The sequence below is a fragment of the Allobosea sp. WAO genome (assembly GCF_001509835.1).
Taxonomy (GTDB): Bacteria; Pseudomonadota; Alphaproteobacteria; order Rhizobiales; family Beijerinckiaceae; genus Allobosea.
Map to the genome: position 1 here is coordinate 85,993 of NZ_JXTJ01000004.1, position 24,127 is coordinate 110,119.

General features: G+C 67.0%; 25 protein-coding genes. 18 read left to right on the top strand and 7 right to left on the bottom strand.

Annotation, left to right across the window (positions count from 1 at the left end; all coding sequences use genetic code 11):
- Positions 1-110: 110 nt before the first annotated feature.
- From DK26_RS04950 to DK26_RS04960, 3 genes are read left to right on the top strand one after another with little or no spacing between them, the layout of a single operon-like run.
- Positions 111-518, top strand: a complete 408-nt coding sequence (locus tag DK26_RS04950; RefSeq protein ID WP_083532972.1) for a DUF6152 family protein — start codon at positions 111-113, stop codon at positions 516-518.
- An 8-nt stretch (positions 519-526) separates the two neighbouring features.
- On the top strand, positions 527-994 hold the full coding sequence (locus tag DK26_RS04955) for a hypothetical protein (protein ID WP_066468986.1): 468 nt from the start codon (positions 527-529) through the stop codon (positions 992-994).
- Between the two features lie 8 nt (positions 995-1,002).
- Positions 1,003-1,278, top strand: a complete 276-nt coding sequence (locus DK26_RS04960) for a hypothetical protein (RefSeq protein ID WP_066468988.1) — start codon at positions 1,003-1,005, stop codon at positions 1,276-1,278.
- A gap of 94 nt (positions 1,279-1,372) precedes the next feature.
- Here DK26_RS04960 and DK26_RS04965 read toward each other — a convergent pair whose 3' ends face one another.
- Positions 1,373-3,460: a methyl-accepting chemotaxis protein gene (locus DK26_RS04965; RefSeq protein WP_083532973.1), complete on the bottom strand. Its 2,088-nt coding sequence runs from the start codon at positions 3,458-3,460 to the stop codon at positions 1,373-1,375.
- A gap of 92 nt (positions 3,461-3,552) precedes the next feature.
- Complete coding sequence (topA, locus tag DK26_RS04970) at positions 3,553-6,219, bottom strand: type I DNA topoisomerase (protein WP_066468993.1); 2,667 nt, start codon at positions 6,217-6,219, stop codon at positions 3,553-3,555.
- A 221-nt stretch (positions 6,220-6,440) separates the two neighbouring features.
- On the opposite strand from topA, the gene panB reads away from it, so the two are divergent.
- The 5 genes from panB to dprA all read left to right on the top strand — a co-directional run bounded on the left by panB (position 6,441) and on the right by dprA (position 11,625).
- Positions 6,441-7,262 carry a 3-methyl-2-oxobutanoate hydroxymethyltransferase gene (panB, locus tag DK26_RS04975; protein ID WP_066468997.1) on the top strand — a complete coding sequence of 274 codons (822 nt, stop codon included), beginning with the start codon at positions 6,441-6,443 and terminating at the stop codon, positions 7,260-7,262.
- A 110-nt stretch (positions 7,263-7,372) separates the two neighbouring features.
- The gene (locus DK26_RS04980; protein ID WP_066468998.1) at positions 7,373-8,317 is read left to right on the top strand and encodes an aspartate carbamoyltransferase catalytic subunit; all 945 of its coding nucleotides are present in this window, start codon (positions 7,373-7,375) and stop codon (positions 8,315-8,317) included.
- Positions 8,318-8,370: 53 nt separating this feature from the next.
- A complete protein-coding gene (gene pyrC, locus DK26_RS04985) occupies positions 8,371-9,675 on the top strand; it encodes a dihydroorotase (RefSeq protein ID WP_066468999.1) in 1,305 nt (434 codons plus the stop codon).
- Between the two features lie 111 nt (positions 9,676-9,786).
- Positions 9,787-10,410, top strand: coding sequence for a glycerol-3-phosphate 1-O-acyltransferase PlsY (gene plsY, locus DK26_RS04990; protein ID WP_066469001.1), 624 nt, complete (start codon positions 9,787-9,789; stop codon positions 10,408-10,410).
- A 6-nt stretch (positions 10,411-10,416) separates the two neighbouring features.
- Positions 10,417-11,625, top strand: coding sequence for a DNA-processing protein DprA (dprA, locus tag DK26_RS04995; RefSeq protein WP_066469003.1), 1,209 nt, complete (start codon positions 10,417-10,419; stop codon positions 11,623-11,625).
- Here the strand turns inward: dprA and DK26_RS28865 are convergent, their stop codons facing one another.
- A complete protein-coding gene (locus DK26_RS28865; RefSeq protein ID WP_157089515.1) occupies positions 11,626-11,934 on the bottom strand; it encodes a hypothetical protein in 309 nt (102 codons plus the stop codon).
- A gap of 222 nt (positions 11,935-12,156) precedes the next feature.
- Here DK26_RS28865 and DK26_RS28870 point away from each other — a divergent pair, with 222 nt between their 5' ends.
- The 3 genes from DK26_RS28870 to DK26_RS29295 all read left to right on the top strand — a co-directional run bounded on the left by DK26_RS28870 (position 12,157) and on the right by DK26_RS29295 (position 14,074).
- The gene (locus DK26_RS28870; protein WP_157089516.1) at positions 12,157-12,591 is read left to right on the top strand and encodes a hypothetical protein; all 435 of its coding nucleotides are present in this window, start codon (positions 12,157-12,159) and stop codon (positions 12,589-12,591) included.
- A gap of 496 nt (positions 12,592-13,087) precedes the next feature.
- Positions 13,088-13,507, top strand: coding sequence for a hypothetical protein (locus DK26_RS05000; protein ID WP_066469005.1), 420 nt, complete (start codon positions 13,088-13,090; stop codon positions 13,505-13,507).
- A 174-nt stretch (positions 13,508-13,681) separates the two neighbouring features.
- Positions 13,682-14,074, top strand: coding sequence for a hypothetical protein (locus tag DK26_RS29295; protein ID WP_066469007.1), 393 nt, complete (start codon positions 13,682-13,684; stop codon positions 14,072-14,074).
- On the opposite strand, the gene ruvX is transcribed toward DK26_RS29295, so the two are convergent.
- From ruvX to DK26_RS05020, 3 genes are all read right to left on the bottom strand, one after another.
- Positions 14,059-14,565 (bottom strand): Holliday junction resolvase RuvX, encoded by a 507-nt coding sequence (ruvX, locus tag DK26_RS05010; protein ID WP_066469009.1) that lies wholly within the window; start codon positions 14,563-14,565, stop codon positions 14,059-14,061. The genes DK26_RS29295 and ruvX overlap by 16 nt on opposite strands.
- A gap of 52 nt (positions 14,566-14,617) precedes the next feature.
- Positions 14,618-15,565 (bottom strand): tripartite tricarboxylate transporter substrate-binding protein, encoded by a 948-nt coding sequence (locus DK26_RS05015; protein ID WP_157089517.1) that lies wholly within the window; start codon positions 15,563-15,565, stop codon positions 14,618-14,620.
- 133 nt (positions 15,566-15,698) lie between these two features.
- Complete coding sequence (locus tag DK26_RS05020; RefSeq protein ID WP_083532974.1) at positions 15,699-16,415, bottom strand: GntR family transcriptional regulator; 717 nt, start codon at positions 16,413-16,415, stop codon at positions 15,699-15,701.
- 138 nt (positions 16,416-16,553) lie between these two features.
- Between DK26_RS05020 and DK26_RS05025 the strand changes: the two genes are divergently transcribed.
- The 7 genes from DK26_RS05025 (at position 16,554) to DK26_RS05055 (ending at position 22,373) form a co-directional block, all read left to right on the top strand.
- On the top strand, positions 16,554-16,841 hold the full coding sequence (locus tag DK26_RS05025) for a UxaA family hydrolase (protein WP_066469014.1): 288 nt from the start codon (positions 16,554-16,556) through the stop codon (positions 16,839-16,841).
- A gap of 69 nt (positions 16,842-16,910) precedes the next feature.
- Entirely contained in the window at positions 16,911-18,194 is a 1,284-nt protein-coding gene (locus tag DK26_RS05030; RefSeq protein ID WP_083532975.1) for a UxaA family hydrolase, read from the top strand.
- A 32-nt stretch (positions 18,195-18,226) separates the two neighbouring features.
- The gene (locus DK26_RS05035) at positions 18,227-18,826 is read left to right on the top strand and encodes a GNAT family N-acetyltransferase (protein WP_248309872.1); all 600 of its coding nucleotides are present in this window, start codon (positions 18,227-18,229) and stop codon (positions 18,824-18,826) included.
- Complete coding sequence (locus DK26_RS05040) at positions 18,823-19,875, top strand: putative sulfate exporter family transporter (protein WP_066469018.1); 1,053 nt, start codon at positions 18,823-18,825, stop codon at positions 19,873-19,875. The genes DK26_RS05035 and DK26_RS05040 overlap by 4 nt, the downstream gene beginning before the upstream one ends.
- Positions 19,876-19,899: 24 nt before the next feature.
- On the top strand, positions 19,900-20,832 hold the full coding sequence (locus tag DK26_RS05045) for a hydroxyacid dehydrogenase (protein WP_066469024.1): 933 nt from the start codon (positions 19,900-19,902) through the stop codon (positions 20,830-20,832).
- A complete protein-coding gene (locus tag DK26_RS05050) occupies positions 20,829-21,794 on the top strand; it encodes an Ldh family oxidoreductase (RefSeq protein WP_066469031.1) in 966 nt (321 codons plus the stop codon). The genes DK26_RS05045 and DK26_RS05050 overlap by 4 nt, the downstream gene beginning before the upstream one ends.
- A gap of 144 nt (positions 21,795-21,938) precedes the next feature.
- Positions 21,939-22,373 (top strand): hypothetical protein, encoded by a 435-nt coding sequence (locus tag DK26_RS05055; protein ID WP_157089518.1) that lies wholly within the window; start codon positions 21,939-21,941, stop codon positions 22,371-22,373.
- Positions 22,374-22,414: 41 nt separating this feature from the next.
- Here DK26_RS05055 and ade read toward each other — a convergent pair whose 3' ends face one another.
- Positions 22,415-24,115, bottom strand: a complete 1,701-nt coding sequence (gene ade / locus DK26_RS05060) for an adenine deaminase (RefSeq protein ID WP_066469035.1) — start codon at positions 24,113-24,115, stop codon at positions 22,415-22,417.
- Between the last annotated feature and the right edge of the window lie 12 nt (positions 24,116-24,127).

Below are 24,127 nucleotides of genomic sequence, written 5' to 3' on the forward strand. Positions count from 1 at the left end.
CGCGGCCGCTGATCGGATCGTGAACCGCGAGATCGGGGCTCAGCCATGGGCATGGCGACGCCGGGAGCTATAGTTCCCGGCAATCGCCAGAGCGCATAGGGAGCCAAGCCATGACCCATCGCAGCTTTCGCCTTTCGCCTTCCCGCCGGAAACTGCTCTCCTGGTCGCTGGCCGCGGTCGTTCCCGTCGTCGGCCCCGTGCTTGCCCATCATGGCTGGTCCTGGGCCGAAGGCGAGCAGATGGAGCTGAAGGGCACGATCCGCAGCATCTCGATGGCGCCGCCGCATCCGATGCTGATGGTCACCGCGGCTGACGGCAAGGTCTGGCAGGTCGATCTCGGCAATCCCAACCAGACCGAGCGCTCGGGCTTCACCGGCGCGACCGCCAAGCCGGGCGATGCGGTGACGGCGATCGGCAACAGGCATCTCGACAAGACCAAGGCCCATATGAAGGCGGTCCGGATCGTGCTGGCCGGCAAGAACTACGACATGTATCCGGAACGGATCCGCACGAACTGACGCTGCCGATGGATCTCGTCGCCGGTCTCGAGGCCTGGCCGGGCGCCGCGCTGATCCGCCAGTCCGGCACGGCCTATCTCTTCGTCAATGCCGCCCATATCCTCGGGATCGGCCTGCTCGTCGGCGCGATCCTGCCGCTCGACCTGCGGCTGCTCGGCTGCTTTCGCGCCGTGCCGCTGGCGGTGATCGGTGCCTTCCTGACGCGTGCCGCCGCGGTTGGGCTGGCATTGGCGCTCTCGACCGGATTCTGGCTGTTCACCGTCAAGCCGGCGGAATACCTCGCCAATGAAGCCTTCCTCTGGAAGCTCGGCTTGCTCGCCTTCGCCATCACCAATATCGGTCTGCAGCATGGTGGCGGCTTTCGTGCCGCCATGGCGCGTGGTGAGGTCTCGGGCGCGATACGTCTCCGTGCCGCGATCTCGGTGACGCTCTGGCTCGGGACGCTGCTGGCGGGGCGCTGGATCGGGTTTCTGTAGGGGGCGGGATGGCGAGGTTGCAGGCCGGGGCAGGGCGCCTGATTGCGGGGGCGCTGTCCGCCTTCCTGCTCGTCCTAACGCTACCAGCTGCCGCCGAGGTGCGCTTCGGCAACAATGTCCGCATCGGCGGGCATGACGCTTCGAACCAGCGCTTCGACCGAAGGAACCGCGGCGTCTATCATCTCTACGAGGGCAGGCCGCGCAATCCGGGCTGTAGCTGGCGTTCGGACGGCCGAGGCGGGCGGGTCAAGGTCTGCCATCTGCAGCGCATCACGCGGCGCTGACGGAGAGATTCTCTAAAAACGTCGCAGACACCGCCGGCTTTGGCGCCGAGCGGGCCCTCGCGGTCTGCGCGGCCCGCCCAGTCCTTCGCGTGGTTCAGAATTCCTCCCAGCCAGCATCCCCGCCACGGGCGTTGGCGATCTTGCGGGCCGGGGCGGGGGCATGGATTGCTGCCGGGCGCTCGCGACGCGGGGCGTGCTGATGCTGCACAAAGGCCGCTTCAGCCAGCTTGCGCAATCGCTCCGGCTCGGAATCGTTGGCCGGCTCGGACGAGCCCGAGTGGTACGATCCGGCGCCGATGCTCTCACCGGTCCGGAAGCCCGAAACCAGGGCGTTGAGCTCGCCGATCTTGCTCGACAGCGCGCTTGCGGAAGCCGCACTCTGCTCGGCGAGGGCCGCGTTGGCTTGCGTCATCTCGTCCATATGGGCGACGGTCTGGCTCATCTCCTCGATGCCGTTCGCCTGCTCGCTCGATGCGGCGGCGACTTCCGAGACGGTGGCCTGAACGTTCTGCGACGCCGCGACGATGCGGGTCAGGGCATCGCCGGCCTGCCGGACCAGCTTCACGCCGGCCTCGACCTCGGTGTTCGAGGAGGAGATCAGGCCGGAGATATCCTTGGCCGCCTCGCCCGAGCGCTGCGCGAGCGTGCGGACCTCGGATGCGACCACGGCGAAGCCCTTGCCGGCGTCGCCGGCCCGGGCCGCCTCGACCGCCGCGTTGAGCGCCAAGAGGTTGGTCTGGAAGGCGATGTCGTCGATGACGCGGGTGATGTCGGAGATCTTCTTCGAGGCCTGCTCGATGCGTTCCATGGCCGAGACCGCCTCGGTGACGATGCTGCCGCCGGTCTGGGCGACCTGCATGGCCTCGCCGGCCTGCCGCACGGCCTGCTGGGCGGCCTGTGCGGCGGCCTTGACCGAGGCCGCGAGCTCTTCGGTCGTCGCTGCGCTTTCCTCCAGCGACGATGCCTGCTCCTCAGTGCGCTTCGAGAGGTCGTCGGAGCCCGAGGTGATCTCGCGGGCCGAGAGGCCGACATCGGACGACATCGCCTGGATCGTGCTGACGGTCGAGGACAGGCGCGCCATGGTCTCGTTGATCGCATCCTTCAGCTCGGCGAAGCGGCCGCGATAGGCGGTCGACACCTGCTGGGTCAGATCGCCGGCCGCGAGCGCCTGCAGGGCCGCGACGAATTCGGTCGTGGCGCTGTCGACCACGCTGTTGATCTCGTTGATGCCCTCGACCAGCTGCTGCATCTGCGCGTCGCCATCGTCGATTTGAAGCCGCGCCGAGAAGTCACCAGCCGCGGCGGCCGTGACGACCTCGCCGACATCCGACACCACCGAGGCCATCGCATCGGCCGAGCGAATGCGCGCGGCGGAAGCCTCGCGCTCCTGCTCCTGGAGCAGCGCGACCTGCTCGGTGCTTTCGCGCAGCACGGAGACCGCGCGCGCCATCTCGCCGATCTCGTCACGGCGCGCCGTATGGGGAACCTCGATCCTGGTGTCGCCCGCGGTCAGGCGGCTCATCGTTCCGCCGAGATCGACGAGGGGGCGGATGATCGAGCGCCGGGAGAAGACGAGAGCGCCTGCAATGGCGCCGCCGAGAACCAGGATGAGCGCGGAAGGCAGCCAGATCCGCACTTGCCCCGAAAACGCGCTTGCCTCCGTGTCGAGTTCATTGGCGCGTGCCTCGTTGAAGCTGCTGAGCGAGGTGAGCCCTTCCTGAAGCGCTGCGCGGTTCTTCCTGCTCGCATCGCTGTTGCCCCAGGCTTCGGCGGCCCGGGCCGAAATCTCGCGGACCAAGCGCGTCGTCTCGGTCCGGATGGCGATGAACTCGGCGATGAGCCCGCTGATCTTCTCCATGCGCTCGGCCTCGCTGGAGGGCATTATCTCGGCGAGGTCCTTGCGGCGTTGCTCGACGTTGAACATTCCGGCTTCGACCGTCGTCGCCGCGATGCCCGCCATATGCGGGTTGCGGGCGGTGTAGATGAGGTAGGAATCGGCGACGACGAGGTTGACCGCCACATTGAGCCGCTCGGCGGAGAGCGCGACGTGGTTTTGTTGCGAGGATCGCGTATTCATCGTGTCGATGCGCGCCATCGCCAGCAGGGCGAAGCCGACCGCAACCAAGGCGCCGGTCGCGACAATCGCGATCAACCCCAGAATCTGGGTCCTGATGGATTTCATGCTGTTCCCCTGCGCCGTCGTTTTTAATTGCGGCGACGCAGGGTAACCCAGGGCATTGAATGCAGTGTTAACTGCGCTTGGCCCGGCCGGGACTAGTCCTCGGTCTTGGCGGCCTTCTTGGTTGCGCTGGCCTTCTTGGGCGCCGCAGTCTTCTTGGCCGCGGTGCTCTTTGCTTTCGCTGGTGCCTTGGCGGCTGCCGGCTTTGCACTTGCCTTCGCCTTGGTCTTGGCGCCACCGCCCGCCGCCGCCTTGGCGTTGACCAGCTCGATGGCCTGCTCGGGAGTGATCTCCTCCTGCGTCATCGATTTGGGCAGGGTGGCGTTGACCTTGCCCCAGTTGACGTAAGGCCCGTACTTGCCGGCGCGCACCACCATCTTGCCGCCGGCGGGGTGGTCGCCGAGCTCACGGCCGGGCGTCGCCGCAGCGCCGAAGCGCCGGCCGCCGGCACCGCTCTCCTTGGCGACGATCAGATCGATGGCGCGGTTGGCGCCGATGTCGAGGATGTCGTCGTCCTTGTCGATATTGGCGTAGGTCTTGCCGTGCTGGACGTAAGGCCCGTAGCGGCCGATGCCCGCAAGGATCGGCTCGCCGCTTTCGGGATGGCGCGCAACCTCGCGCGGCAGCGAGAGCAGAGCGAGCGCCTTCTCGAGTGAGAGCGTGGCTGCGTTCTCGCCCTTCGGCAGGCTGGAGCGCTTCGGCTTCTCGCCCTCGCCGAGCTGGACATAGGTGCCGAAGCGTCCCTCGCGCACGCTGACCTCCAGCCCGCTATCGGGGTCCGTGCCGAGCACGCGCACGCCGTTGACCATCTGGCTGCCGTCACCGGAGCCTTCGCCCTCGGCCGGTACGGTCAGCGGCCGGGTGAAGCGGCATTCGGGATAGTTCGAGCAGCCGACGAAGGCACCGAACTTGCCAAGCTTGAGCGAGAGCGTACCGGTGCCGCAGACCTGGCAGCGGCGCGGATCGCCGCCATCGGCGCGCGGCGGGAAGACATAATCGCCGAGGATGCCGTTCAGCGAGTCCAGGACCTCGGTGACACGCAGCTCCTTGGTTTCGCCGATCGTCGCGGTGAACTCTTCCCAGAACTCACGGAGCAGCGCCTTCCAGTCGATCTCGGCGTTCGAGACGCGGTCGAGCTTCTCTTCGAGGCTCGCCGTGAAGTCGAACTCGACATAGCGCTTGAAGAAGCTTTCCAGGAATGCCGTGACCAGCATGCCCTTGTCCTCAGGCACCAGGCGCTTCTTCTCGATGCGGACATATTCGCGGTCGCGCAGCGTTCCCAGAGTCGCAGCATAGGTCGAGGGACGGCCGATGCCGAGCTCTTCCATGCGCTTGACCAGGCTCGCTTCAGAGAAGCGCGGCGGCGGCTCGGTGAAGTGCTGGTCGGCGGCGATGGCGCGCTTCTCCAGCGGATCGCCGGCCTTCATGGGCGGCAGCTTCCTGGAGTCCTCGTCCTCCTCGTCGTCGCGGCTTTCCTGATAGAGCGTCAGGAAACCGTCGAAGAGCACGACCTGGCCGGTGGCGCGCAGTTCGAGATCGCGGGCGCCGACCTTGGCGGCGATGTCGACGGTGGTGCGCTCGATCGAGGCGGATTCCATCTGGCTGGCGATGGTGCGCTTCCAGATCAGCTCGTAGAGCTTGGCCTGCTCGGGCTCGAGATGACGCGCGACCATCGCCGGCAGCCTGCCGAGATCGGTCGGGCGGATCGCCTCGTGCGCCTCCTGCGCATTCTTGGCCTTGACCGTGTACTTGCGCGGGGAGCCGGGGACATAGTTCTCGCCGAACTCCTTGCCGATGACGCGGCGGGCGGCGGCGATCGCCGAGCTGTCCATGTCGACGCCGTCGGTACGCATATAGGTGATCAGGCCGACCGTCTCGCCGCCGATGTCGGCGCCCTCGTAGAGCCGCTGGGCCAGCTGCATGGTGCGGGCCGGGGCGAAGCCGAGCTTGCGCGAAGCTTCCTGCTGCAGCGTCGAGGTCTGGAACGGCGGTTGCGGGTGGCGCTTGACCGGCTTGGCCTCGACTTCGGCGACGCTGAAAGCCGCGGTCTCCAGCGCGGTCTTGAAGGCGGCCGCTTCCTCGCCGGTGCCGATGTCGAGACGGGTGATCTTCTTGCCGTCAGCGCCGCTCAGGCGGGCATCGAAGGTCGCGCCCGTCTTGGTCGCGAGTGTCGCGGTGAGAGACCAGTATTCGCGGGCCCGGAAAGCCTCGATCTCGCGCTCGCGGTCGCAGACCAGGCGCAGGGCCACCGACTGGACGCGACCGGCCGAGCGGGCGCCCGGCAGCTTGCGCCAGAGTACCGGCGAGAGCGTGAAGCCGACGAGATAGTCGAGCGCGCGGCGGGCGAGATAGGCGTCGACCAGGGCCTGGTCGATCTGGCGCGGATTGGCCAGAGCGGTCTGCACCGCCTCCTTGGTCACGGCGTTGAAGGTGACCCGCTCGACCGGGATTCCCTTGATGGCGCGCTTCTGGTTCAGCGCCTCCAGCACGTGCCAGGAGATCGCCTCACCCTCGCGATCCGGGTCGGTTGCGAGAATGATCTTCTCGGCGTTCTTGGCTGCCTTGGCGATTTCGGCGACCTGCTTCGCGCCGCGGCCCTCGGTCTCCCAGAGCATGGCGAAATCGTTCTCGGGATCGACCGAGCCGTCCTTGGCCGGCAGGTCGCGGATGTGCCCGAACGAGGCGATCACCTCGTAGTCGGAGCCCAGGTACTTGTTGATCGTCTTGGCCTTGGCCGGCGACTCGACGACGAGAAGCTTCATGATGCGGATACTCGATGAGACAGCCTCCGCCACCGCACACCCGGCCGAGAAGGCGGCAGGCGCGGCAGATGGAGGCTCCGAAGGTTCGGAATTTGCGCGCGAAAGTGGTTCAGCCCGCCGCCACTGTCAAACGGCGATTATGCTTTGCGTCAAGTGGGGAAAGGGGTAGGGCGCTCCCGCAACCGCGAAGCAGGCGGTGCGGCAGAAATGGGGGAGCGCCGATGTCCGTTCAAGTCCGGATCAACCGTATGACTGCGCAGGATGTCCGCCGGCGCAAATCTGGCGAGCCGATCGTCTCGCTGACCGCCTATACGGCACCCATGGCTGCGCTGGTCGACGAGGTCGCGGATTTCATCCTGGTCGGCGACTCCCTCGGCATGGTGGTCTACGGGCTCGACAGCACCGTGCCGGTGACGCTCGAGATGATGATCCTGCACGGGCAGGCGGTGATGCGGGCGACAAAGAAGGCGCTCATCGTCGTCGACATGCCGTTCGGCTCCTATGAGGAGAGCCGCGAGCAGGCCCTACGCAATGCGGCGCGGATCCTGAAGGAGACCGGCTGCGGCGCGGTGAAGCTCGAAGGCGGGCTGCGCATGGCCGACACGGTGCGCTTCCTGGTCGAGCGCGGCGTGCCCGTGATGGGGCATGTCGGGCTGACCCCGCAGGCGGTGAACACGCTCGGCGGCTTCAAGGCGCAGGGGCGCGACAGGGCGGAATGGCCGGCGATCCTGGCCGACGCCGAAGCGGTCGCGGAGGCCGGCGCCTTTTCGCTGGTGGTCGAGGCTGTGGCCGAGCCGCTGGCGGCGGAGATCACGCGGCGGGTCGCGGTGCCGACGATCGGGATTGGTGCCTCGGCTGCCTGCGACGGGCAGATCCTGGTGCTCGACGACATGCTCGGTCTGACCGGGCGCGTGCCGAAATTCGTCAAGACCTATGGCAGCCTCGCCGGGCAGGTGCGCGAGGCGGTGGCGGCCTATTCGAGCGAGGTCAAGGCGCGGCAGTTTCCGGCGGCGGAGCATGTCTATTCGGTGAAGGGCGAGTGAGGGGTAGCCTGGCGGCGCGAGCCGAAGCAGCGGCTGGCTGAGAAAGCTTGTGCAGCAGCCCGCGCGGCATCTTGCGCGCAGGTTGGGGCGCGCCTAAACAGCCTGCTTTAATGACATCGCAAGCGCCCCTTTATCCCCACCGCCATCTCCTCGGAATCGAGGGGCTTTCGCATCTGGACATCGAGGCGCTGCTCGACCGGGCCGAGGCCTATGTCGCGCTCTCTCGGCAGGTCGAGAAGAAGACCGCGACCTTGCGCGGGCGCACCCAGATCAACCTGTTCTTCGAGCCCTCGACCCGCACTCAGGCCTCGTTCGAGCTGGCCGGCAAGCGGCTCGGCGCCGACGTGATGAACATGTCGGTCGGCTCGTCCTCGGTGAAGAAGGGCGAGACGCTGATCGACACAGCGGCGACGCTGAATGCGATGCGCCCCGATATCCTGGTGGTGCGCCACCATGCGGCCGGCGCCGTGAACCTGCTCGCCCGCAAGGTCGGCTGCTCGGTGGTCAATGCCGGCGACGGCGCTCATGAGCACCCGACGCAGGCACTGCTCGACGCTCTGACCATCCGCCGCAACAAGGGGCGGATCATGGGGCTGACCGTCGCGATCTGCGGCGATATCCTGCATTCGCGCGTCGCCCGCTCCAACATCATCCTGCTCAACGCGCTCGGAGCCAAGGTCAGGCTGATCGCGCCCTCGACATTGCTGCCGGCCGGGGTGGAGCGCATGGGCGTCGAGGTCTTCCGCGACATGCGCAAGGGCCTCGAAGGCGCTGATATCGTGATGATGCTGCGCCTGCAGCTCGAGCGGATGAATGGCGCCTTCGTGCCGTCCCCGAAGGAATATTTCCGCTATTTCGGGCTCGACCGCGACAAGCTCGAACTGGCGGCGTCCGACGCGCTGGTGATGCATCCCGGCCCGATGAATCGCGGCGTCGAAATCTCCTCGGAGGTCGCGGACGGCGCGCAGTCGCTGATCCGCGAGCAGGTCGAGATGGGCGTCGCGGTGCGCATGGCGGTCCTCGACGCGCTTTCGCAGCATCTTCCCAATGTCTGAGGCGGCACAAGGCGCGGTTTCGAGCCTGTCGGTCGCTCTGAAAGGAAATTCCGATGTCTGAGGCCCGCGACATCGCCATTCTCGGGGCGACGCTGGTCGACCCCGCCAGCGGCCGCGAGGAGCGCGGCTCCGTGCTCGTGCGCGACGGCGCCATCGCCTCGGTCGCCTGGGGCGAAGCGGCACCGGCTCTGCCCGAAGGCGCCGAACGGATCGAGGGACGCGATCTCGTCCTGGCGCCCGGCCTCGTCGATATGCGTGCCTTCCTCGGCGAGCCTGGGGCGGAATTCCGCGAGACGCTCGGTACCGGCTCGCAGGCCGCCGCAGCCGGCGGCGTCACCACCGTGCTATGCCGGCCCGATACCGACCCGCCGATCGACGATCCCTCGGTGATCGACTTCATTAAGCGCCGGGCCCGCGACAAGGCGATCGTCAACGTCCTGCCCTCGGCGGCGCTGACCAAGGGGCTCGCCGGCAAGGAGATCACCGAATTCGGCCTGCTGCTGGAGGCCGGGGCTGTGGCCTTCAGCGATGGCGCGAAGGCGGTCCGCAACCCGCAGGTCATGCGCCGGGCGATGATCTATGGCCGGGACTTCGACGCTCTGCTGATCAACCATGTCGAAGACCCCGAGCTGCGCGGCGACGGTGTGATGAATCTCGGCGAGTTCGCCAGCCGCAAGGGCCTGCCGGGCATTCCGGTCGAGGCCGAGACGGTGATGCTGGAACGTGACATCCGGCTCGCGCGGGCCACGGGTGCCCGCTACCACGCGGCAATGGTTTCCTGCTCCGACTCGCTCGATCTGATCCGCCGCGCCAAGGCGGACGGGCTCGCCGTCACCTGCGGCGTCTCGATCAACAATCTCTGCCTGAACGAGAACGATGTCGGCGAGTACCGTACCTTCTGCAAGGTCTCGCCGCCGCTGCGCCATGAGGACGAGCGCCTCGCCATGGTCGCGGGCGTTGCCGAGGGGCTGATCGACGTGATCGTCTCCGACCACGACCCGCAGGATGTCGAGACCAAGCGCCAGCCCTTTGCCGAAGCGGCGAATGGCGCGCTCGGCATCGAGACCCTGCTCTCGGCGAGCCTGCGGCTGTTCCATGCCGGCCAGATCGGCCTGCCGGCGCTCTTCGCCGCCCTGTCAGGCCGGCCCGCCAGGCTGCTCGGCCTCGACTGCGGCCGGCTCGTCGCCGGTGCGCCGGCCGACCTTGTCCTGCTCGATCCCGATGCCCCCTTCGTCGTCGACAAGCGCAAGCTGAAGTCGCGGGCCAAGAACTCGCCCTTCGACGAGGCGAAGCTGCAGGGCATGGTGCAACTGACCCTGGTCGGTGGCGCCGCGGTCTACCGTGGCGAGCAGGGCTAAGCGGTCGGTGCGCGCCTGCACCGGCAGGCAACACGGCGGCAATGATGCGAAAACCGGTTCCTTCTTTGCGGAAACCTGCTCTAATCGCGCCCGAAGGGCAGGGGAGGCTCTATGGCTGAGACGTTGAGCTGGGCGCTGTCGGGCCCGCAGGGCGCGATGGCGCTCATTCTGGGCTACCTGCTCGGCTCCATCCCCTTCGGAATCATCCTGACCCGACTCTCGGGCGGGCCCGATCTGCGCAGCGTCGGCTCGGGCAATATCGGTGCGACCAATGTGCTGCGCACCGGCAACAAGAAGCTCGCGGCGCTGACGCTGGTCGGCGACATGCTGAAGGGCACGGTCGCGGTCGTGCTCGCAGGCTATCTGCTGGGCGGCAGGAATGCCGCGCTGGTCGCCGGCCTTGGCGCCTTTGTCGGGCATCTCTTCCCGATCTGGCTGCGCTTCAAGGGCGGCAAGGGCGTCGCCACCTATCTAGGCATCCTGATCGGGTTGAAATGGCCAATAGCGGTGACCTTCGCGGCGATCTGGCTCAGCATCGCCTATCTCAGCCGCTACTCCTCGCTATCGGCGCTGGTCGCGACGCTGCTGACGCCGCTGCTGTTCTGGTTCTGGGTGAGAGACCCGCAGGCGGCCGCGCTGATGGCGATCCTGACCGTGCTGCTCTGGTTCATGCACCGCGAGAACATCGCGCGGCTGCTGGCCGGCAGCGAAGGCAAGATCGGCCAGAAGGGATAGCGTCTCATGCCGGGACCGGCTCTCGACGATCGGCAGCGCCTCGAATGGCTTCGCCTGATCCGCAGCGAGAGCATCGGCCCGCGCACCTTCCGCGCGCTGCTCAATCGTTTCGGCGGAGCCGCCGCGGCACTCGACGCTCTTCCCGAACTCGCCCGCCAGGCCGGGAAAAGCCTGAAGATCTGTTCGCCGGCTGAGGCCGAGCGCGAAATCGACATGCTGAGCCGCCGAAGCGCGCGGCTGATCGCGCTGGGCGAGGCGGATTACCCGCTGCCTTTGCAGGCGATCGACTCGGCGCCGCCGCTACTCACCGTCCAGGGCGATCCCGCGGTCCTGAACCGGCCCTGCGTCGCCATCGTCGGTTCGCGCAATGCGTCTGCAGCCGGTCTGAAGCTCACGGCGGTGCTCGCGCGGGAGCTCGGCGAGGCCGGTTTCGTGGTCGTCTCCGGGCTGGCGCGCGGGATCGACACCGCCGCCCATGGCGCGAGTCTCGAAAGCGGCACGGTCGCGGTGCTGGCTGGCGGTCTCGACGAGGTCTACCCGCCGCAGAACCTGCCCCTGCTCGAACGTTTGTGCGAGCGCGGCGCGGCAGTCAGCGAGATGCCGATCGGTTGGGCGCCGCGTGGACGCGATTTCCCACGGCGCAACCGGCTGGTCTCCGGGCTGGCGCTCGGTACGATCGTAGTCGAGGCGGCGCGCAAATCCGGATCGCTGATTACGGCGAGGTTCGCCAACGAGCAGGGCAGGCAGGTCTTCGCGGTGCCGGGTTCGCCGCTCGATCCCAGGGCCGAGGGCGGCAATCACCTGATCCGCGAAGGTGCAATCCTCTGTGCCGAGACCGCGCATGTGATCGAGGTGCTGGCGCCTATGCTCGGGCGCAGCGATCTGTTCGCCCCTCCGCAGCTGCTGGCGCGCGAGGAGGGAGGCGAGGCGGCAGCCTCTCAGACGCTATGGGATGAACTCGACCTGCTGGGCATCGCCGCGGCGCCCGGCCTGAACGCTGGGGCAGTGTCGATCGACGCCGTGCTTGGCGCTCCGGATGGCGGAGATCGCAAGACGCGGTTGCTCGGCTTGCTCGGTACGGCCCCTATCGGCCTCGACGATCTCGTTCGGGCGAGTGGCGATCCGGCTCGCGAGGTCAGCCGGACGATCTTCGAACTGGAGCTGGAAGGGGCCGTTCAGCGCCATGCCGGAGGAGCCCTCTCGCGCCGCTTCTGATCATGGCTGAGCGGTCTGCGATCCAGCCTGTGCCTCGCAGCTTCTGCGGGTGATCTCCGCCTCCAGACGGGTCATGTCGATGAAGTAGGCCAGGCTGTCGAGGCGGGCGGTTCGCGCCATGACGGCGAGCTCCTGACTGATCTCTTCGATATAAAGAGCAACTGAAAGTTGTGTCTGCGTGGGTGGGGTGGGAGTGCCTCGCGATCCACGCAGAATCACACGCGCGTCAGACGGTATGTCTTCACTTATGGTATTGTTTTCAGGTTCTATTTTTGCGCGTTTCCGACGATTTTGCGAGGGGGTGCTCATCGAGTCTGGCTGCTTATGACAATCGTTTCAGCACAAGGTCGTACGCCGATCATGACCTCGCTTTGCTCAATATGCAATCTTTGCGTGTATTTTTTCAGACATGGAACCTTTCGGTCGCAGCGGCGTTTAATCCCGTCCGCGATTGTTCCGGAGGTTCAGGCGCAGCAACGGTCCTGGGCAGAGTCCGGCGGCAGGGCGGATGCTCTCTGAGAGGAGAAAACCATGTCTGAACTCGGAAAGAGGTGTCTCGCCGTAGCGGCGGCCGCCGCCTGCGGTCTCGTCGCTTTGACCACTGCCCCGGCGGTTGCGGGGGAGCGCGGAGATACGCGGCTCGACAGAGGTCGTCTTGACACTGCGCCCGCGGACTACACGCAATCTCGGCGTAACATGGTCTATGTCGAGCCCGGCTATCGATCTCCGGCCGTTCGGACCTATACGCAGAGCCCCTATGCCTATCCGTCGGACAGTATCCGGGATCCGGCTGGCGGCAGTTATGTTCAGAGATCGCCCGGTTATCTCGGTAGTAACGGCTACTACTACGTCGGTGGTCAGTATGTAGACAATATTCGAGATCCGGCGGGCGGAACTTATCTTCAGAAGCCTTATGTCTACTATCCCAGCAATACATGGGCCCCGATGGGGGATGGGTATCGCTGAGCTGTCGGCGCGGCCATGTTCTCGCAGAGGGGTGACAGCCCTGGGGAGCCTGATCGCGGCTGATCCGACATCGTGAAAGTGTCACCGCCTTTGGGCGGTGACGGCTTCTTGGGGGACAGCACACCGCCCTATCGGGCTTCTGCGAGCTTCGAGGACGATGATCGCTCCCTCCGGCCGCAGCTATGGCGTTATGATTCGTGGCTGCGTCCGCTCAATGTCACGACGATGACCGCTGGCGTCCCGCCCTGAGCTGCGGGCTAGTCTTCTTCCGGGGCTAGCCGGAGAGCAGCTGGTCCAGCGTGCCCTGGAAGGGGGGCAGCGGCCATCCCGTCGACAACCGCCGGCGCGCCTGGCACGCGACGCGTCAGCGGCGCCGAAAGGTGCTCGTCGCGTTCTGTCCAGGCCGCATTTCGGCCGCGATTGGTTCAGCAGCCATTCAACGGCCCGCGTCCAGATTCCGCGGCACGGGCGGAAACACCGCCGAGAGGAGAGAGCCATGCTTGAATTCGGAAAGAGCCGCCTCGCCCTGACCGCAGCCCTGGCCGGTGGCCTGCTGGCAGCGACGATAGCCCCGGTATCGGCCGAGCAGGGGCGCGCGATTTCGGTCGACAAGAGCCGCCTCGACTCCGCGCAGGCGGAGTACTCGCAGTACTATTACCGCCGCGGTTGGCGGTACAATCGCGGTGCAGCCGTCGCGGCCGGCGTCGGCCTCGGCATCCTCGGCGCTGCGGCGATCGCCGCCAGCCGTCCCGCTTATGCCGAGCCGGTCTATGGCTACGGGTATGGATATGGCTACGAGCCGCGTTATGTCTATGAGGAGCCGGTCTATGTCGCGCCGCGTCGCTATTACGCGCCGCGTTACTACGGCTACGCCCCGGATAACATCCGCGACCCGGCCGGTGGCAGCTATCGCTGAGTTGGGAGCCAGGGTCGATCAGCCTTAAGCAATTCTGAACTCACCCTCGCCTAGCATCCCGTCATGCTTCGCCATCGCCCTGGGCGATGGCGATTCTGGTGCAATGAGCAGGCCGTCGCGGCGGGCGTGCCGCTACCACAAATCAGTGCTGACCTGCGACCTCGGAGAACGAAGATGACATCCCCGCTGAAGTCCCTGCTGACCGGCTGCGGCGCCCTGGCGGTTGCCGCATTGTGGTCCGCAGCCGCGTCGGCGCAGTATTACAGCGATGACCACCGCCGCCCGGGCTATGAGCGGCGCGGCTACGATCGGGGATACGATGGCGGCTATGACCGCCGCGACGAACGCCGCAATGAGTATCGCAATGACCGTGCCTATGATCGGGGCTACGAACGCGGTTCCCAGCGCTCTCAGCGCGACACCGGTTTCGGTCCCGGACCGGCCGCGGGTCGGGGAAAGCCGCCAAACGCCGTCGACATGATGACGGTCGACGAGCAGAAGCGGGCGCTCAAGAACTACCGCGAAGCCCAGAAGAAGGCGATCAAGCGCGGTTACGTGCTGCCCTGATCGAAGTCCTCCTCCACCTCGGGTGCCAGGCGGCAAAGCCGGTCCAGCGCGCCCTGGAGGATGTAGGCGGCGGCCATCTTGTCGACGACCGCCGCACGCTTGGCGCGCGAGGCGTCGGCATCGAGCAAGGTGCGCGTAACGGCGAGCGTCGACAGGCGCTCGTCCCAGAAGGCGATCGGCAGCGATGTCAGCGGCGACAGGTTGCGGATGAAGGCCCGTGTCGACTGGGCACGAGGGCCTTCGGTGCCGTCCATGTTGAGCGGCAGGCCAATCACCAGCCCGGCGACAGCGTATTTCTCGGCGATCTTCAGCAGGGCTGCTGCATCGATACCGAATTTGACGCGCTGGATCGTCTCCAGCGGCGTCGCGATCTGGCGTTCGACATCGGAGAGGGCGAGCCCGATCGTCTTGGTGCCGAGATCGAGCCCAAGCAGCCGGGCGTGCGCCGGCAGGTCAAGATAGGTTTCTAACGGCACGAGATTGGCGGACATTCCCCGCCGGTAGCACGCGCCGCCCGCAGTTGCGAGCGGCGCGTGTGGTCGATCAGTTGACGTTCTGCTGGGTGACCCCGGCCGCCTTGAGCGAGGCCGCCCATTTCGCGATCTCGGCAGAGAAGCGCTTCGCATGCGCCTCGCGGGTCCAGTCGGCCTGCGGGAAGGCGCTGGTGCCGACCGCCTTGAAGCGCTCAAGCACGCTCGGCTGCTTCAGCGCGGCGGTGAGAGCCGCGTTGAGCTTGTCGAGCGCCGCCGCCGGCGTGCCCTTCGGCGCATAGAGGCCGTGCCAGATCGTCATGTCGATCTTGGTGCCGGCCTGCTCCGCAGTCGGGACATTGGGCAGCACGTCGAGGCGTTCGGCCGACGTCACCGCATAGGCGCGGATTTTGTCGCCCTGGACCTGCGGGACGGCCGTGGTCGACTGGTCGCAGAGCACGTCGACCTGGCCGGCGACGAGGTCGTTCATGGCCGGGCCGGTGCCGCGATAGGCGACCTGGGCGAACTTCACGCCCAGAGCCTGCGAAAGCAGGACCGCGCAAAGATGCGCGTTCGAGCCGACGCCGGCATGGGCGACGGTGAGCTTGTCGGCCTGCTGCTTGGCGAAGGGGAAGAAGGCCTTGCCGTCGACCGGTGGCAAAGCGAGCTTGCCGGCGACGACCATCGGGCCGGTGTTGACGAGGCCGACCGGCGCGAAGGCGGTCTGCGTGTCGTAGCCGAGATTGTTGTAGAGCGCGGGCGCTGCCGCCAAAGCAAGGTGGTGGATCAGCAACGTGTGACCGTCGGGTTCGGCCGTCGCCAGGCGCTTGGCGCCCGCCGTGCCGCCGGCGCCGGCGACGTTCTCGACGACGACCTGCTGCCCGAGTGTCCGGCCCATATGCTCGCCGAGCAGGCGGGCGATCACGTCGCTGGGGCCGCCGGCCGCGAAGGGCACGATCAGGGTGATCGGCTTGCTCGGAAAATTCTGGGCTGCCGCGGGCGCGCAAAGCGCGAATGCCATCAAGCCGGCGAGGGCGCTACGGCGCGTTGCCAGCAATCGTCTGAAACCTGCAATCATTCACTTCCTCCGGTTAAGTCTGACCGCTCTGCGGCGGCTTGCTTGGAAAGTGCGGTCTCTGCCGACCTCGCGCCCCTCAGCGCAGGTCGGAGAGGTAGTGGACCTCCTGTGTCAGGCAGAGGCTGAGCCGGCGCTCGACGGGCATGCCGTCGAGCGAAAGGGCGAGCCTGTCGATCTGCAATGCCGGCTCGCCCGTGGCGACGCCGAGTACGGCGGCATCCTCGGCCGCCAGCGCGATCGCCTTCAGGCGCTCGCGCGCGTGAGCGATCGTCACGCCGTAATGGCCGGCATAGAGGCTGTAGAGGTTGTTCGGGATCGGGCCGGCTTCTAGCCCGGGAAAGAGCTTCTGCGGCAGGCTCAGCGTCTCGATGATCAGCGGCGTCTCGCCGAAGGAGCGCAGACGCCGGATCCGGATGACGCTGTCGCTGTCGGCAAGGTCGAGCGCCTCGCGCTCGGCGGGGTCGGCGAGGCCGGTCGCGGTGCTCAAGACGACGCTGTCGGGGAAGCGCGGCGCGCCCTGGTCAGGCGCGAGCTTGAAGAACTGGAAGAGGATGCGGCGCTCGTCATGCTCGGCGACGAAGGTGCCGCGCCCCTGACGTCGCACCACCAGATTCTCAGCTGCGAGCTCGTCGAGCGCCTTGCGCACCGTGCCTTGGCTCACGCCGATCTCGGCCGCGAGCTGGCCCTCGCTCGGCAGCACGGCGCCGGGTGCCCAGACCCCATCGACGAGGCGGCGCACGAAGATCGCCTTCACCTGCCGATAGAGCGGCCGGAAGCCCAGAGCCTCGGGCATGCCGGCCGCATTGGATGGTGCTGCATTTTCCAGCTTGTGCACACTCATGTGTCTTATATAAGACTTGGCGCCGGGAAGGTCGAGCCCGATTTTCACGAGGCCCGACAAATCACCCGAGGAACAAGCAAGGAGGCCGGAATGAGCAAGCCGCATCTCTTGGTGCACGAGAAAAAGGACACCGTCGGCGTCGTCGTGGTCGAGGGCCTGAAGGCCGGGACCGACATGCTGGGCGTCATCACCCACGACAATTCCGATTTCCGGCTGACCGCCAAGATGGACATTCCGATCGGCCACAAGGTCGCGCTGAAGGACATCAAGACGGGCGACACGATCTGGAAGTACGGCCAGGACATCGGCAAGGCCATCGGCGACATCCGCCAGGGCGAGCATCTCCACGTCCACAATGTGAAGACTAAGCGCTGGTGAGCGCTGCCTGCCGCCATTCCTGAAATTCGGGCTCCCGCAGCCGGTAGAGCCTAAGTCGAGGATTTTCCCATGTCGTCCATCGTCGCCAATTTCGATCTCGTGAAAGGCAAGCTCGGCCGCGTCAAAGGCCGCAAGATCGAGGCGCCCGAGTTCAAGGTGCCGCAGATCAAGCGCCCCAGCGGCCGCTCGCTCGACTCCTTCTTCGGCTGGCGCCGCGAGAATGGCCGCGTCGGCGTGCGCAACCATGTGCTGCTGCTGCCGCTCGATGACCTCTCCAACGCCGCCTGCGAAGCCGTCGCCAACAACGTCAAGGGCACGCTGGCGATCCCCCATGCCTATGGCCGCCTGCAGTTCGGCGAGGATCTCGAGGTCCATTTCCGCACGCTGATCGGCACCGGCTCGAACCCGAACGTCGCCGCCGTCGTCGTGATCGGCATCGAGGATGGCTGGACCAAGCGCGTCGTCGACGGCATCGCCAAGACCGGTAAGCCGGTGGTCGGCTTCGGCATCGAGGGCCATGGCGACATCTCGACGATCGCCCGCGCCTCCTATGTCGCCAAGGAATTCGTGCAGTGGGCGACCGAACTGCAGCGCACCAAGTGCGGCATCGAGGAGCTCTGGGTCTCGACCAAGTGCGGCGAGTCGGACACCACCACGGGCCTGTCCTCCTGCCCGACCGTCGGCAACATGTACGACAAGTGGATCCCGCGCGGCGTCTACGGCGTCTTCGGCGAGACCTCCGAGATCACCGGCGCCGAGCATCTCTGCAAGGCGCGCGCGGCGACGCCTGAGGTCGGCGAGCGCTGGTACAAGATGTGGAAGGCCTATCAGGACGACGTCATCGAGGCCCACAAGACCGACGACCTCTCCGATTCGCAGCCGACCAAGGGCAACATCGCCGGCGGCCTGACGACAATCGAGGAAAAGGCGCTCGGCAACCTCGAGAAGATCGGCCGCGAGTGCAAGTTCATCGACATCCTGCAGCCGGCCGAGGCGCCTGCGAGCGGGCCGGGCCTGTACTACATGGACACCTCCTCGGCCGCGGCCGAGTGCGTCACCCTGATGGCGGCCGGCGGCTATGTCGTGCACACCTTCCCGACCGGGCAGGGCAACGTCATAGGCAACCCGATCGTCCCGGTGATCAAGATCACCGGCAACCCGAAGACGATGCGGACCATGCCCGAGCACATCGATGTCGACGTCTCCGGTATCCTGCGTCGCGACATGACGATCCCGCAGGCCGGCGACGCGCTGATCGAGAACATCGTGCGCACGGCGAATGGCCGCCTCACGGCAGCCGAAGCGCTGGGCCATCGCGAGTTCTCGATGACCAAGCTATACCGCAGCGCCTGAGGAGCTGCGTCTCCGGGCGCGACGAGGCAGAAGTGTCGGACAGGGTCCTTTCCAAGATCGTCTCATTGCATGCGCCGGGGCGGGACGTGTTGCCCGCCTACGTCCGTGCCTTGGAAGCGGGCTGGTCCCCGAACACCATGCGCGATGTCGCGCCCGAGCAACTCGCCGCAATCGCGGCGGACCCGGACGCCTTTCTGTCCGGGCTCACCGCGCGAGGCGGCAAGATCCGTCTGCACGATGGCAGCGAAGTCGACCGACTGCCGGACATCATCCGCTGGATCATTGCCACTGACCGGCCCGGGCGCCCGTTCGTCGGCAGTATCAACCTGCGCTGGCAGGAAGATGATGCCGGCAGGCCGGTCACGGAACTGCCGCCGCATGTGCTCGGCCATGTCGGCTACACTGTCCTGCCGAATCATGCCGGCAACGGCTATGCCAGCGCGGCCCTGGCGGCTGTTCTGGCCGAGGCTCGCACTGTCGGCCTGCCCTTCATCAAGATCACCTGCGATGCCGAAAATGCGGCCTCGCGGCGGATCATCGAGAAGAATGGCGGGTGTTTTGTCGAGAGTTTTGTCGCTCCGTTCTACGGACCCGAGGAGCGACTAATGTACCGGATCGAATTGCAATCATGACAGAAACAGCCGCCCCGCGCCTGGCGAAAGGCCTTGGCCCGCTCCTGCCGGGCATCGCGCTCTCGACTGCGGTGGCCATCGTCTCGGTGCTGGCCGAGCCGGTGCTGAAGCAGCTGGCTGGCGGCAAGGTCGGCATCCCCGCCGTCGTCATCGCGCTCCTGATCGGCATGGCGCTGCATCTGGTCGCGAACAACCAGCGCTTCCTTCCGGGCATGACTTTCTGTGTCAAGAAGATGCTGCGCTGGGCGATCGCGTTGCTCGGGCTGCGCATCGCGCTCGGCGACATCATCGCGCTCGGGCTCGGCACGGCGTTGCTGGTCGTGGTTTCGATGGCGGCCACCATCGCCTCCGGCTTCCTGCTGGCGCGCCTGCTCGGCCGCGAGACCGGCATGGGCGCGCTCGGCGGCGTCGCCACCGCCGTCTGCGGCGCCTCGGCGGCGCTCGCCACTGCGACGGTCGTGCCGGATTACCGCAACAAGGCGGCCGACATCGCCTTCACCGTCATCGCGATGAACGCGCTCTCGACGCTCGCAATGCTGGCCTATCCGCTGATCTGCGTCTGGCTCGGCCTGAACGAGCAGCAGACCGGCGTCATGCTGGGCGCGACCATCCATGACGTCGCCCAGGTCGTCGGCGCCGGCCAGTCTGTCTCGGACGAGGCGGCCAACGCCGCCGTGATCGTCAAGCTCTTCCGCGTCTTCATGCTGCTGCCGGCTGTTCTGATCGTTGGTTGGTGGCTGACGCGCCATGGCGGCGAGCATGGCGAGGCGAAGGTGCCAGTGCCGGTCTTCGCAATCGTTTTCCTCCTCCTGTGCCTGGTGAACAGCATCCTCGCCACGCAGCCTGCGTTCGCCGGGGTCTACGAGCCGATCCGCGCCGCCCTGCTCGAAGCCTCGCGCTGGGGGCTGCTGATCGCCATCGCGGCGCTGGGCCTCGGCACCTCGATCGCGGCGATGGTCCGGCTCGGCTGGCGCCATATCGCGCTCGTCACCGGCACGAGCCTCGTCATCCTCGTGGTCGCCACAGGCGGCCTGATCCTCATGGGCTGAAGCCAGCCAACCCTGCGAGACGCCATGACCGACATCGTCATCACCGAATTCATGGACGAGGCGGCGGTCGAGTCGCTCAAGGCGCGCTATGCCGTGCATCACGATCCCGAGCTGTTCGGCAAGCCGGAGGAGCTCGCCCGGCTCGTCGCCACGGTGCCGGCCCTGATCGTGCGCAACCAGACGCAGGTGCGGGGCGAACTGCTGGCGGCCGCCAAGAACCTCAAGGTCGTCGGCCGGCTGGGCGTCGGTCTCGACAACATCGACATAGCGGCCTGCGCGGCGCGCGACATCAAGGTCTTCCCGGCGACCGGGGCCAACAGCCTCTCCGTGGTCGAGTACGTAATCGGCACGGCGATGACGCTGCTGCGCGGTGCCTATTTCGCCAATGCGGCGATGCTCGCCGGCGAGTTCCCGAAGACCAAGCTGATCGGCCGCGAGATCGCCGGCAAGCGCATGGGGCTCGTCGGTTTCGGCGCGATCGCGCGCGACGTCGCCCGTCACGCGCAGGCGCTCGGCATGACCGTCGCGGCCTACGACCCCTATGTGCCAGCGGACACGCCGGTCTGGCAGGGCGTGGAGAAGCTCGAGCTCGATGCGCTGCTTTCGACCTCGGACGTGATCTCGATCCATCTGCCGCTGACGCCGGAAACGCGCGGCGTGATCGGCGCTGCCGCCTTCGGCAAGATGAAGTCCGACGCGGTGCTGATCAACGCGGCGCGCGGCGGCGTCATGGACGAGGCGGAGTTGGTTGCGGCCCTGAAGGGCGGCAGGCTGGCAGGGGCCGCACTCGACGTCTTCGAGCAGGAGCCGCTCAAGGCGGACGGTGCCAAGCTGTTCGCCGGCACGCCGAACCTGATCCTGACCCCGCATATCGCCGGCAACACCGTCGAATCGAACGGGCGGGTCTCCGGGCTCGTCGCCGAGCGGGTCATCGCTGCTCTGGAGGGCCGGGCATGACGCGGCTGTCGCTCGCACGGGCCGAGGAGAAGGTCGCGGGGCTCTTCGTCGAAGCAGGGGCATCGGCCGCCAATGCCGCCTCGGTAGCGCAGGCTCTGGTCGCGGCTGAGGCAGATGGCCTAAAGGGCCACGGCCTGTCGCGCGTGCCGACCTATCTCGCCATGCTGAAGTCCGGCAAGATCGACGGCCAGGCGGTGCCGACGGCACGCCAGCCCAAGCCCGGTGTGCTGGCGATCGACGCCGCCCATGGCTTTGCCTACCCGGCGATCGACCTCGCCATCGTCGAGTTGCCCGAGCTCGCGCGCCGGCAAGGCATCGTCGCGGCGCCGATCCGCCGTTCCAACCATTGCGGCGCAGCCGGGCTGCATGTCGAAAGGCTTGCCGAACAGGGGCTGGTCGCCTTGCTCTTCGCCAACACGCCGGGCGCGATCGCGCCCTGGGGCGGGGCGAAGCCGGTTTTCGGTACCAATCCGATCGCCTTCGCCGCTCCGCTCCCCGGTCGCGAGCCGCTGGTCATCGACATGGCGCTGTCCAAGGTCGCCCGCGGGCCGATCGTCGCAGCCAAGCAGAAGGGCGAGAACATCCCCGAAGGCTGGGCGCTGGACACCGCCGGCAAGCCGACGACGGATCCCGCCGCCGCACTCGCCGGCACGATGGTGCCGCTCGGCGATGCCAAGGGCGCTACGCTCGCAATGATGGTCGAGATCCTGGCCGCCGCGCTGGTCGGTACGCATTTCGCCTTTCAGGCTTCTTCCTTCCTCGACGACAAGGGCGGCCCGCCCGATACCGGCCAGCTCATCCTCGCCATCGACCCGGCGAGCATGGGCGGAAACTGGTTCGCAGAGCGCATGAAGATTTTGACGCATGCCATTGAGGAGCAGGACGGAACCAGGCTACCGGGCATGCGCCGCTACGGCCTGCGCGCGAAGGCGAAGGCCGAGGGGATCGAGGTCGATCTCTGACGCTCATCCGGCCGGCGCTGCGGCGACGGCCGGTTAATCGCGTGCCGTCGATTTTAGGGAACCGCGTCGCGAAACCTGAAGGTCTCTGCGCTAGTGGATCGTTCCTGCCGGCATAGGGGGCCGGGGGAACCGTTCAGGGACGAGATGAAGACGACTATGCTTGTTGCCGCGATCGCCGTGGCTTTGGCCGGATGCCAGACCACGCAGCAGGCGGCGGAGAACCTCCAGAGTAACTGGGTCGGACAGAGCGCCGATTCCTTCTTCGTCGCGAACGGCCCGCCGGTCACCGGCTTTCCGCGCGACAATGGCGGCCAAATCTACACCTGGCGCGGCGGCGAGGCGACCTCTTATCGCCCCGGCAGCTTCCAGACCCGTAGCGTGCCGACCCAGACGCTGGACGGCCGGCGCACCATGACCACGACCACGAGCTACCAGCCGCCGCGGCAGCTTAACTATGTCTGCGAAGCCCAGATCGCGGCCGATCCGCAGGGGATCATCGAGTCGATCCGCATCAGCCGGGATACCGGCGGCATGGGCCTGTCCTTCTCGCGTTGCGCGGAACTCTTCGCGCGCGACTGACGCTGCGTCCTCGACGCGCGGATCGGGGACGGCATGCCTCGCTAGACGAAGTCGAAGCGATCGACGTCGACCAGGCCCTTATCGGTGATCTTCAGATGCGGGATCACCGGCAGGGTCAGGAAGGCGACCTGCAGGAAGGGCTCGGCGAGAACCACGCCGAGGGCCTTTGCCGCCCTGCGCAGGCCCTCCAGACCATGACGGACCTCCTCGAAGGGCCGGTCGCTCATCAGCCCGGCGACGGGGAGCGCGAGCTCGGCCGTGACTTCGCCGGCTTCCGCCACGGCGAAGCCGCCGCCGAGTGCGATCAGCCGGTTCGCCGCCGCCGCCATCGAAGGTTCGTCCACGCCGACGACGCAAAGATTATGGCTGTCATGGCCGACCGAGGACGCGATGGCGCCGTGCCTCATTCCGAAGCCGTGGACGAAGCCAGTGGCGATGCCGCCATTGCGGCCATGGCGCTCGATCACCGTGACTTTGATCGCATCCTGGGCGAGATCGGGCAGGGCGGCATCGTCCTGTTCCGGCAGGCGCATGGACAGCCGCTCGGTGATGATGCGGCCGGGCACGACGCCAATCACCGGCGTCTCGCCGGGGCGGGCGCGGACCGTGAAATCATCCGGCGTCAGGTGGCGGCTCTTCACGCTGGAGAGGCCGACCGGTGCGACCGGCCGGCGATCGGCGAACAGCGCCTCCTTGACCAGCCTGCCGCCGGCGAAGACATGGGCAACGCGGCAGGCGGCGAGGTCTTCCACCAGCACGATGTCGGCGCGCTTGCCCGGCCCGATGAAGCCGCGGTCGAACAGGCCGAAATTGCGCGCGGCCGACAGGCTGGCAGTACGGTAGGTCGCAAGCACATCGGCGCCATGGGCGATCGCGGTGCGGATCATGAAATCGAGATGGCCTTCCTCGGCGATGTCGAGCGGGTTGCGATCGTCGGTGCAGAAGGCGAGGAAGGGCGAGGCATCGCGCGTGATCAGCGGGATCAGGGCGTGCAGGTCCTTAGAGACCGAGCCTTCGCGGATCAGGATCGCCATGCCCTTGGCGAGCTTCTCTCGCGCTTCGTCGAGCGTCGTCGTCTCATGGTCGGTGCGGATGCCGGCGGCGAGATAGCCGTTCAGGTCCTTGCCGCGGACCAGCGGCGCATGCCCGTCGATATGGCGTTCCGAGAAGGCCGCGAGCTTGGCGAGGCAGCCGGGATCGCGATGCAGCACGCCTGGAAAGTTCATGAACTCGGCGAGGCCGATCACTTGCGGATGGTTCATGAACGGCGCGAGGTCGCCGGCCTCGAGCGCCGCGCCAGCCGTTTCCAGATGCGTCGCCGGCACACAGCTCGACAGCTGGACGCGCAGATCCATCCGCATCGCCTGCGCGCAGGCGAGGAAATAGCGGATTCCCTCGACGCCCAGCACGTTCGCGATCTCGTGCGGATCGCAGATCGCGGTGGTGACGCCATGCGGCAGGACACAGCGCTCGAATTCGAGCGGCGTCACCAGCGAGGATTCGACATGCAGATGCGTGTCGATGAAACCGGGGACGGCGACCAGCCCCTTCGCGTCGAAGACCGCCTTGCCTTCATAACGGCCATGGGCGCCGACGATCGTGTCGCCGCAGAGCGCGATATCGGTCTCGACGAGGTCGCCCCCGACGAGGTCGAGCAGTTTTGCGCCATGGATGACGAGGTCGGCCGGTTCATCCCCACGGCCTTGCGCGATCCGGTGGGCGAGGGTGGCTGCGTCGGTCATGGCTGGGTCCTC

Bases quoted from the DNA above. Each gene is read 5' to 3' on its own strand.
- DK26_RS05000 (WP_066469005.1), top strand. From the start codon at position 13,088: ATGCTTGAATTCGGAAAGAGCCGCCTCGCCCTGACCGCAGCCCTGGCC.
- plsY (WP_066469001.1), top strand. From the start codon at position 9,787: ATGGCTGAGACGTTGAGCTGGGCGCTGTCGGGCCCGCAGGGCGCGATG.
- DK26_RS05020 (WP_083532974.1), bottom strand. From the start codon at position 16,415: ATGCCCGAGGCTCTGGGCTTCCGGCCGCTCTATCGGCAGGTGAAGGCG.
- DK26_RS04960 (WP_066468988.1), top strand. From the start codon at position 1,003: ATGGCGAGGTTGCAGGCCGGGGCAGGGCGCCTGATTGCGGGGGCGCTG.
- DK26_RS04950 (WP_083532972.1), top strand. From the start codon at position 111: ATGACCCATCGCAGCTTTCGCCTTTCGCCTTCCCGCCGGAAACTGCTC.
- DK26_RS28865 (WP_157089515.1), bottom strand. From the start codon at position 11,934: ATGAGCACCCCCTCGCAAAATCGTCGGAAACGCGCAAAAATAGAACCT.
- DK26_RS05025 (WP_066469014.1), top strand. From the start codon at position 16,554: ATGAGCAAGCCGCATCTCTTGGTGCACGAGAAAAAGGACACCGTCGGC.
- ade (WP_066469035.1), bottom strand. From the start codon at position 24,115: ATGACCGACGCAGCCACCCTCGCCCACCGGATCGCGCAAGGCCGTGGG.
- DK26_RS29295 (WP_066469007.1), top strand. From the start codon at position 13,682: ATGACATCCCCGCTGAAGTCCCTGCTGACCGGCTGCGGCGCCCTGGCG.
- DK26_RS04980 (WP_066468998.1), top strand. From the start codon at position 7,373: ATGACATCGCAAGCGCCCCTTTATCCCCACCGCCATCTCCTCGGAATC.
- DK26_RS05055 (WP_157089518.1), top strand. From the start codon at position 21,939: ATGAAGACGACTATGCTTGTTGCCGCGATCGCCGTGGCTTTGGCCGGA.
- DK26_RS04955 (WP_066468986.1), top strand. From the start codon at position 527: ATGGATCTCGTCGCCGGTCTCGAGGCCTGGCCGGGCGCCGCGCTGATC.
- DK26_RS05015 (WP_157089517.1), bottom strand. From the start codon at position 15,565: ATGGCATTCGCGCTTTGCGCGCCCGCGGCAGCCCAGAATTTTCCGAGC.
- DK26_RS04965 (WP_083532973.1), bottom strand. From the start codon at position 3,460: ATGAAATCCATCAGGACCCAGATTCTGGGGTTGATCGCGATTGTCGCG.
- DK26_RS05045 (WP_066469024.1), top strand. From the start codon at position 19,900: ATGACCGACATCGTCATCACCGAATTCATGGACGAGGCGGCGGTCGAG.
- DK26_RS05030 (WP_083532975.1), top strand. From the start codon at position 16,911: ATGTCGTCCATCGTCGCCAATTTCGATCTCGTGAAAGGCAAGCTCGGC.
- DK26_RS05040 (WP_066469018.1), top strand. From the start codon at position 18,823: ATGACAGAAACAGCCGCCCCGCGCCTGGCGAAAGGCCTTGGCCCGCTC.
- DK26_RS28870 (WP_157089516.1), top strand. From the start codon at position 12,157: ATGTCTGAACTCGGAAAGAGGTGTCTCGCCGTAGCGGCGGCCGCCGCC.
- panB (WP_066468997.1), top strand. From the start codon at position 6,441: ATGTCCGTTCAAGTCCGGATCAACCGTATGACTGCGCAGGATGTCCGC.
- DK26_RS05050 (WP_066469031.1), top strand. From the start codon at position 20,829: ATGACGCGGCTGTCGCTCGCACGGGCCGAGGAGAAGGTCGCGGGGCTC.
- dprA (WP_066469003.1), top strand. From the start codon at position 10,417: ATGCCGGGACCGGCTCTCGACGATCGGCAGCGCCTCGAATGGCTTCGC.
- topA (WP_066468993.1), bottom strand. From the start codon at position 6,219: ATGAAGCTTCTCGTCGTCGAGTCGCCGGCCAAGGCCAAGACGATCAAC.
- ruvX (WP_066469009.1), bottom strand. From the start codon at position 14,565: ATGTCCGCCAATCTCGTGCCGTTAGAAACCTATCTTGACCTGCCGGCG.
- pyrC (WP_066468999.1), top strand. From the start codon at position 8,371: ATGTCTGAGGCCCGCGACATCGCCATTCTCGGGGCGACGCTGGTCGAC.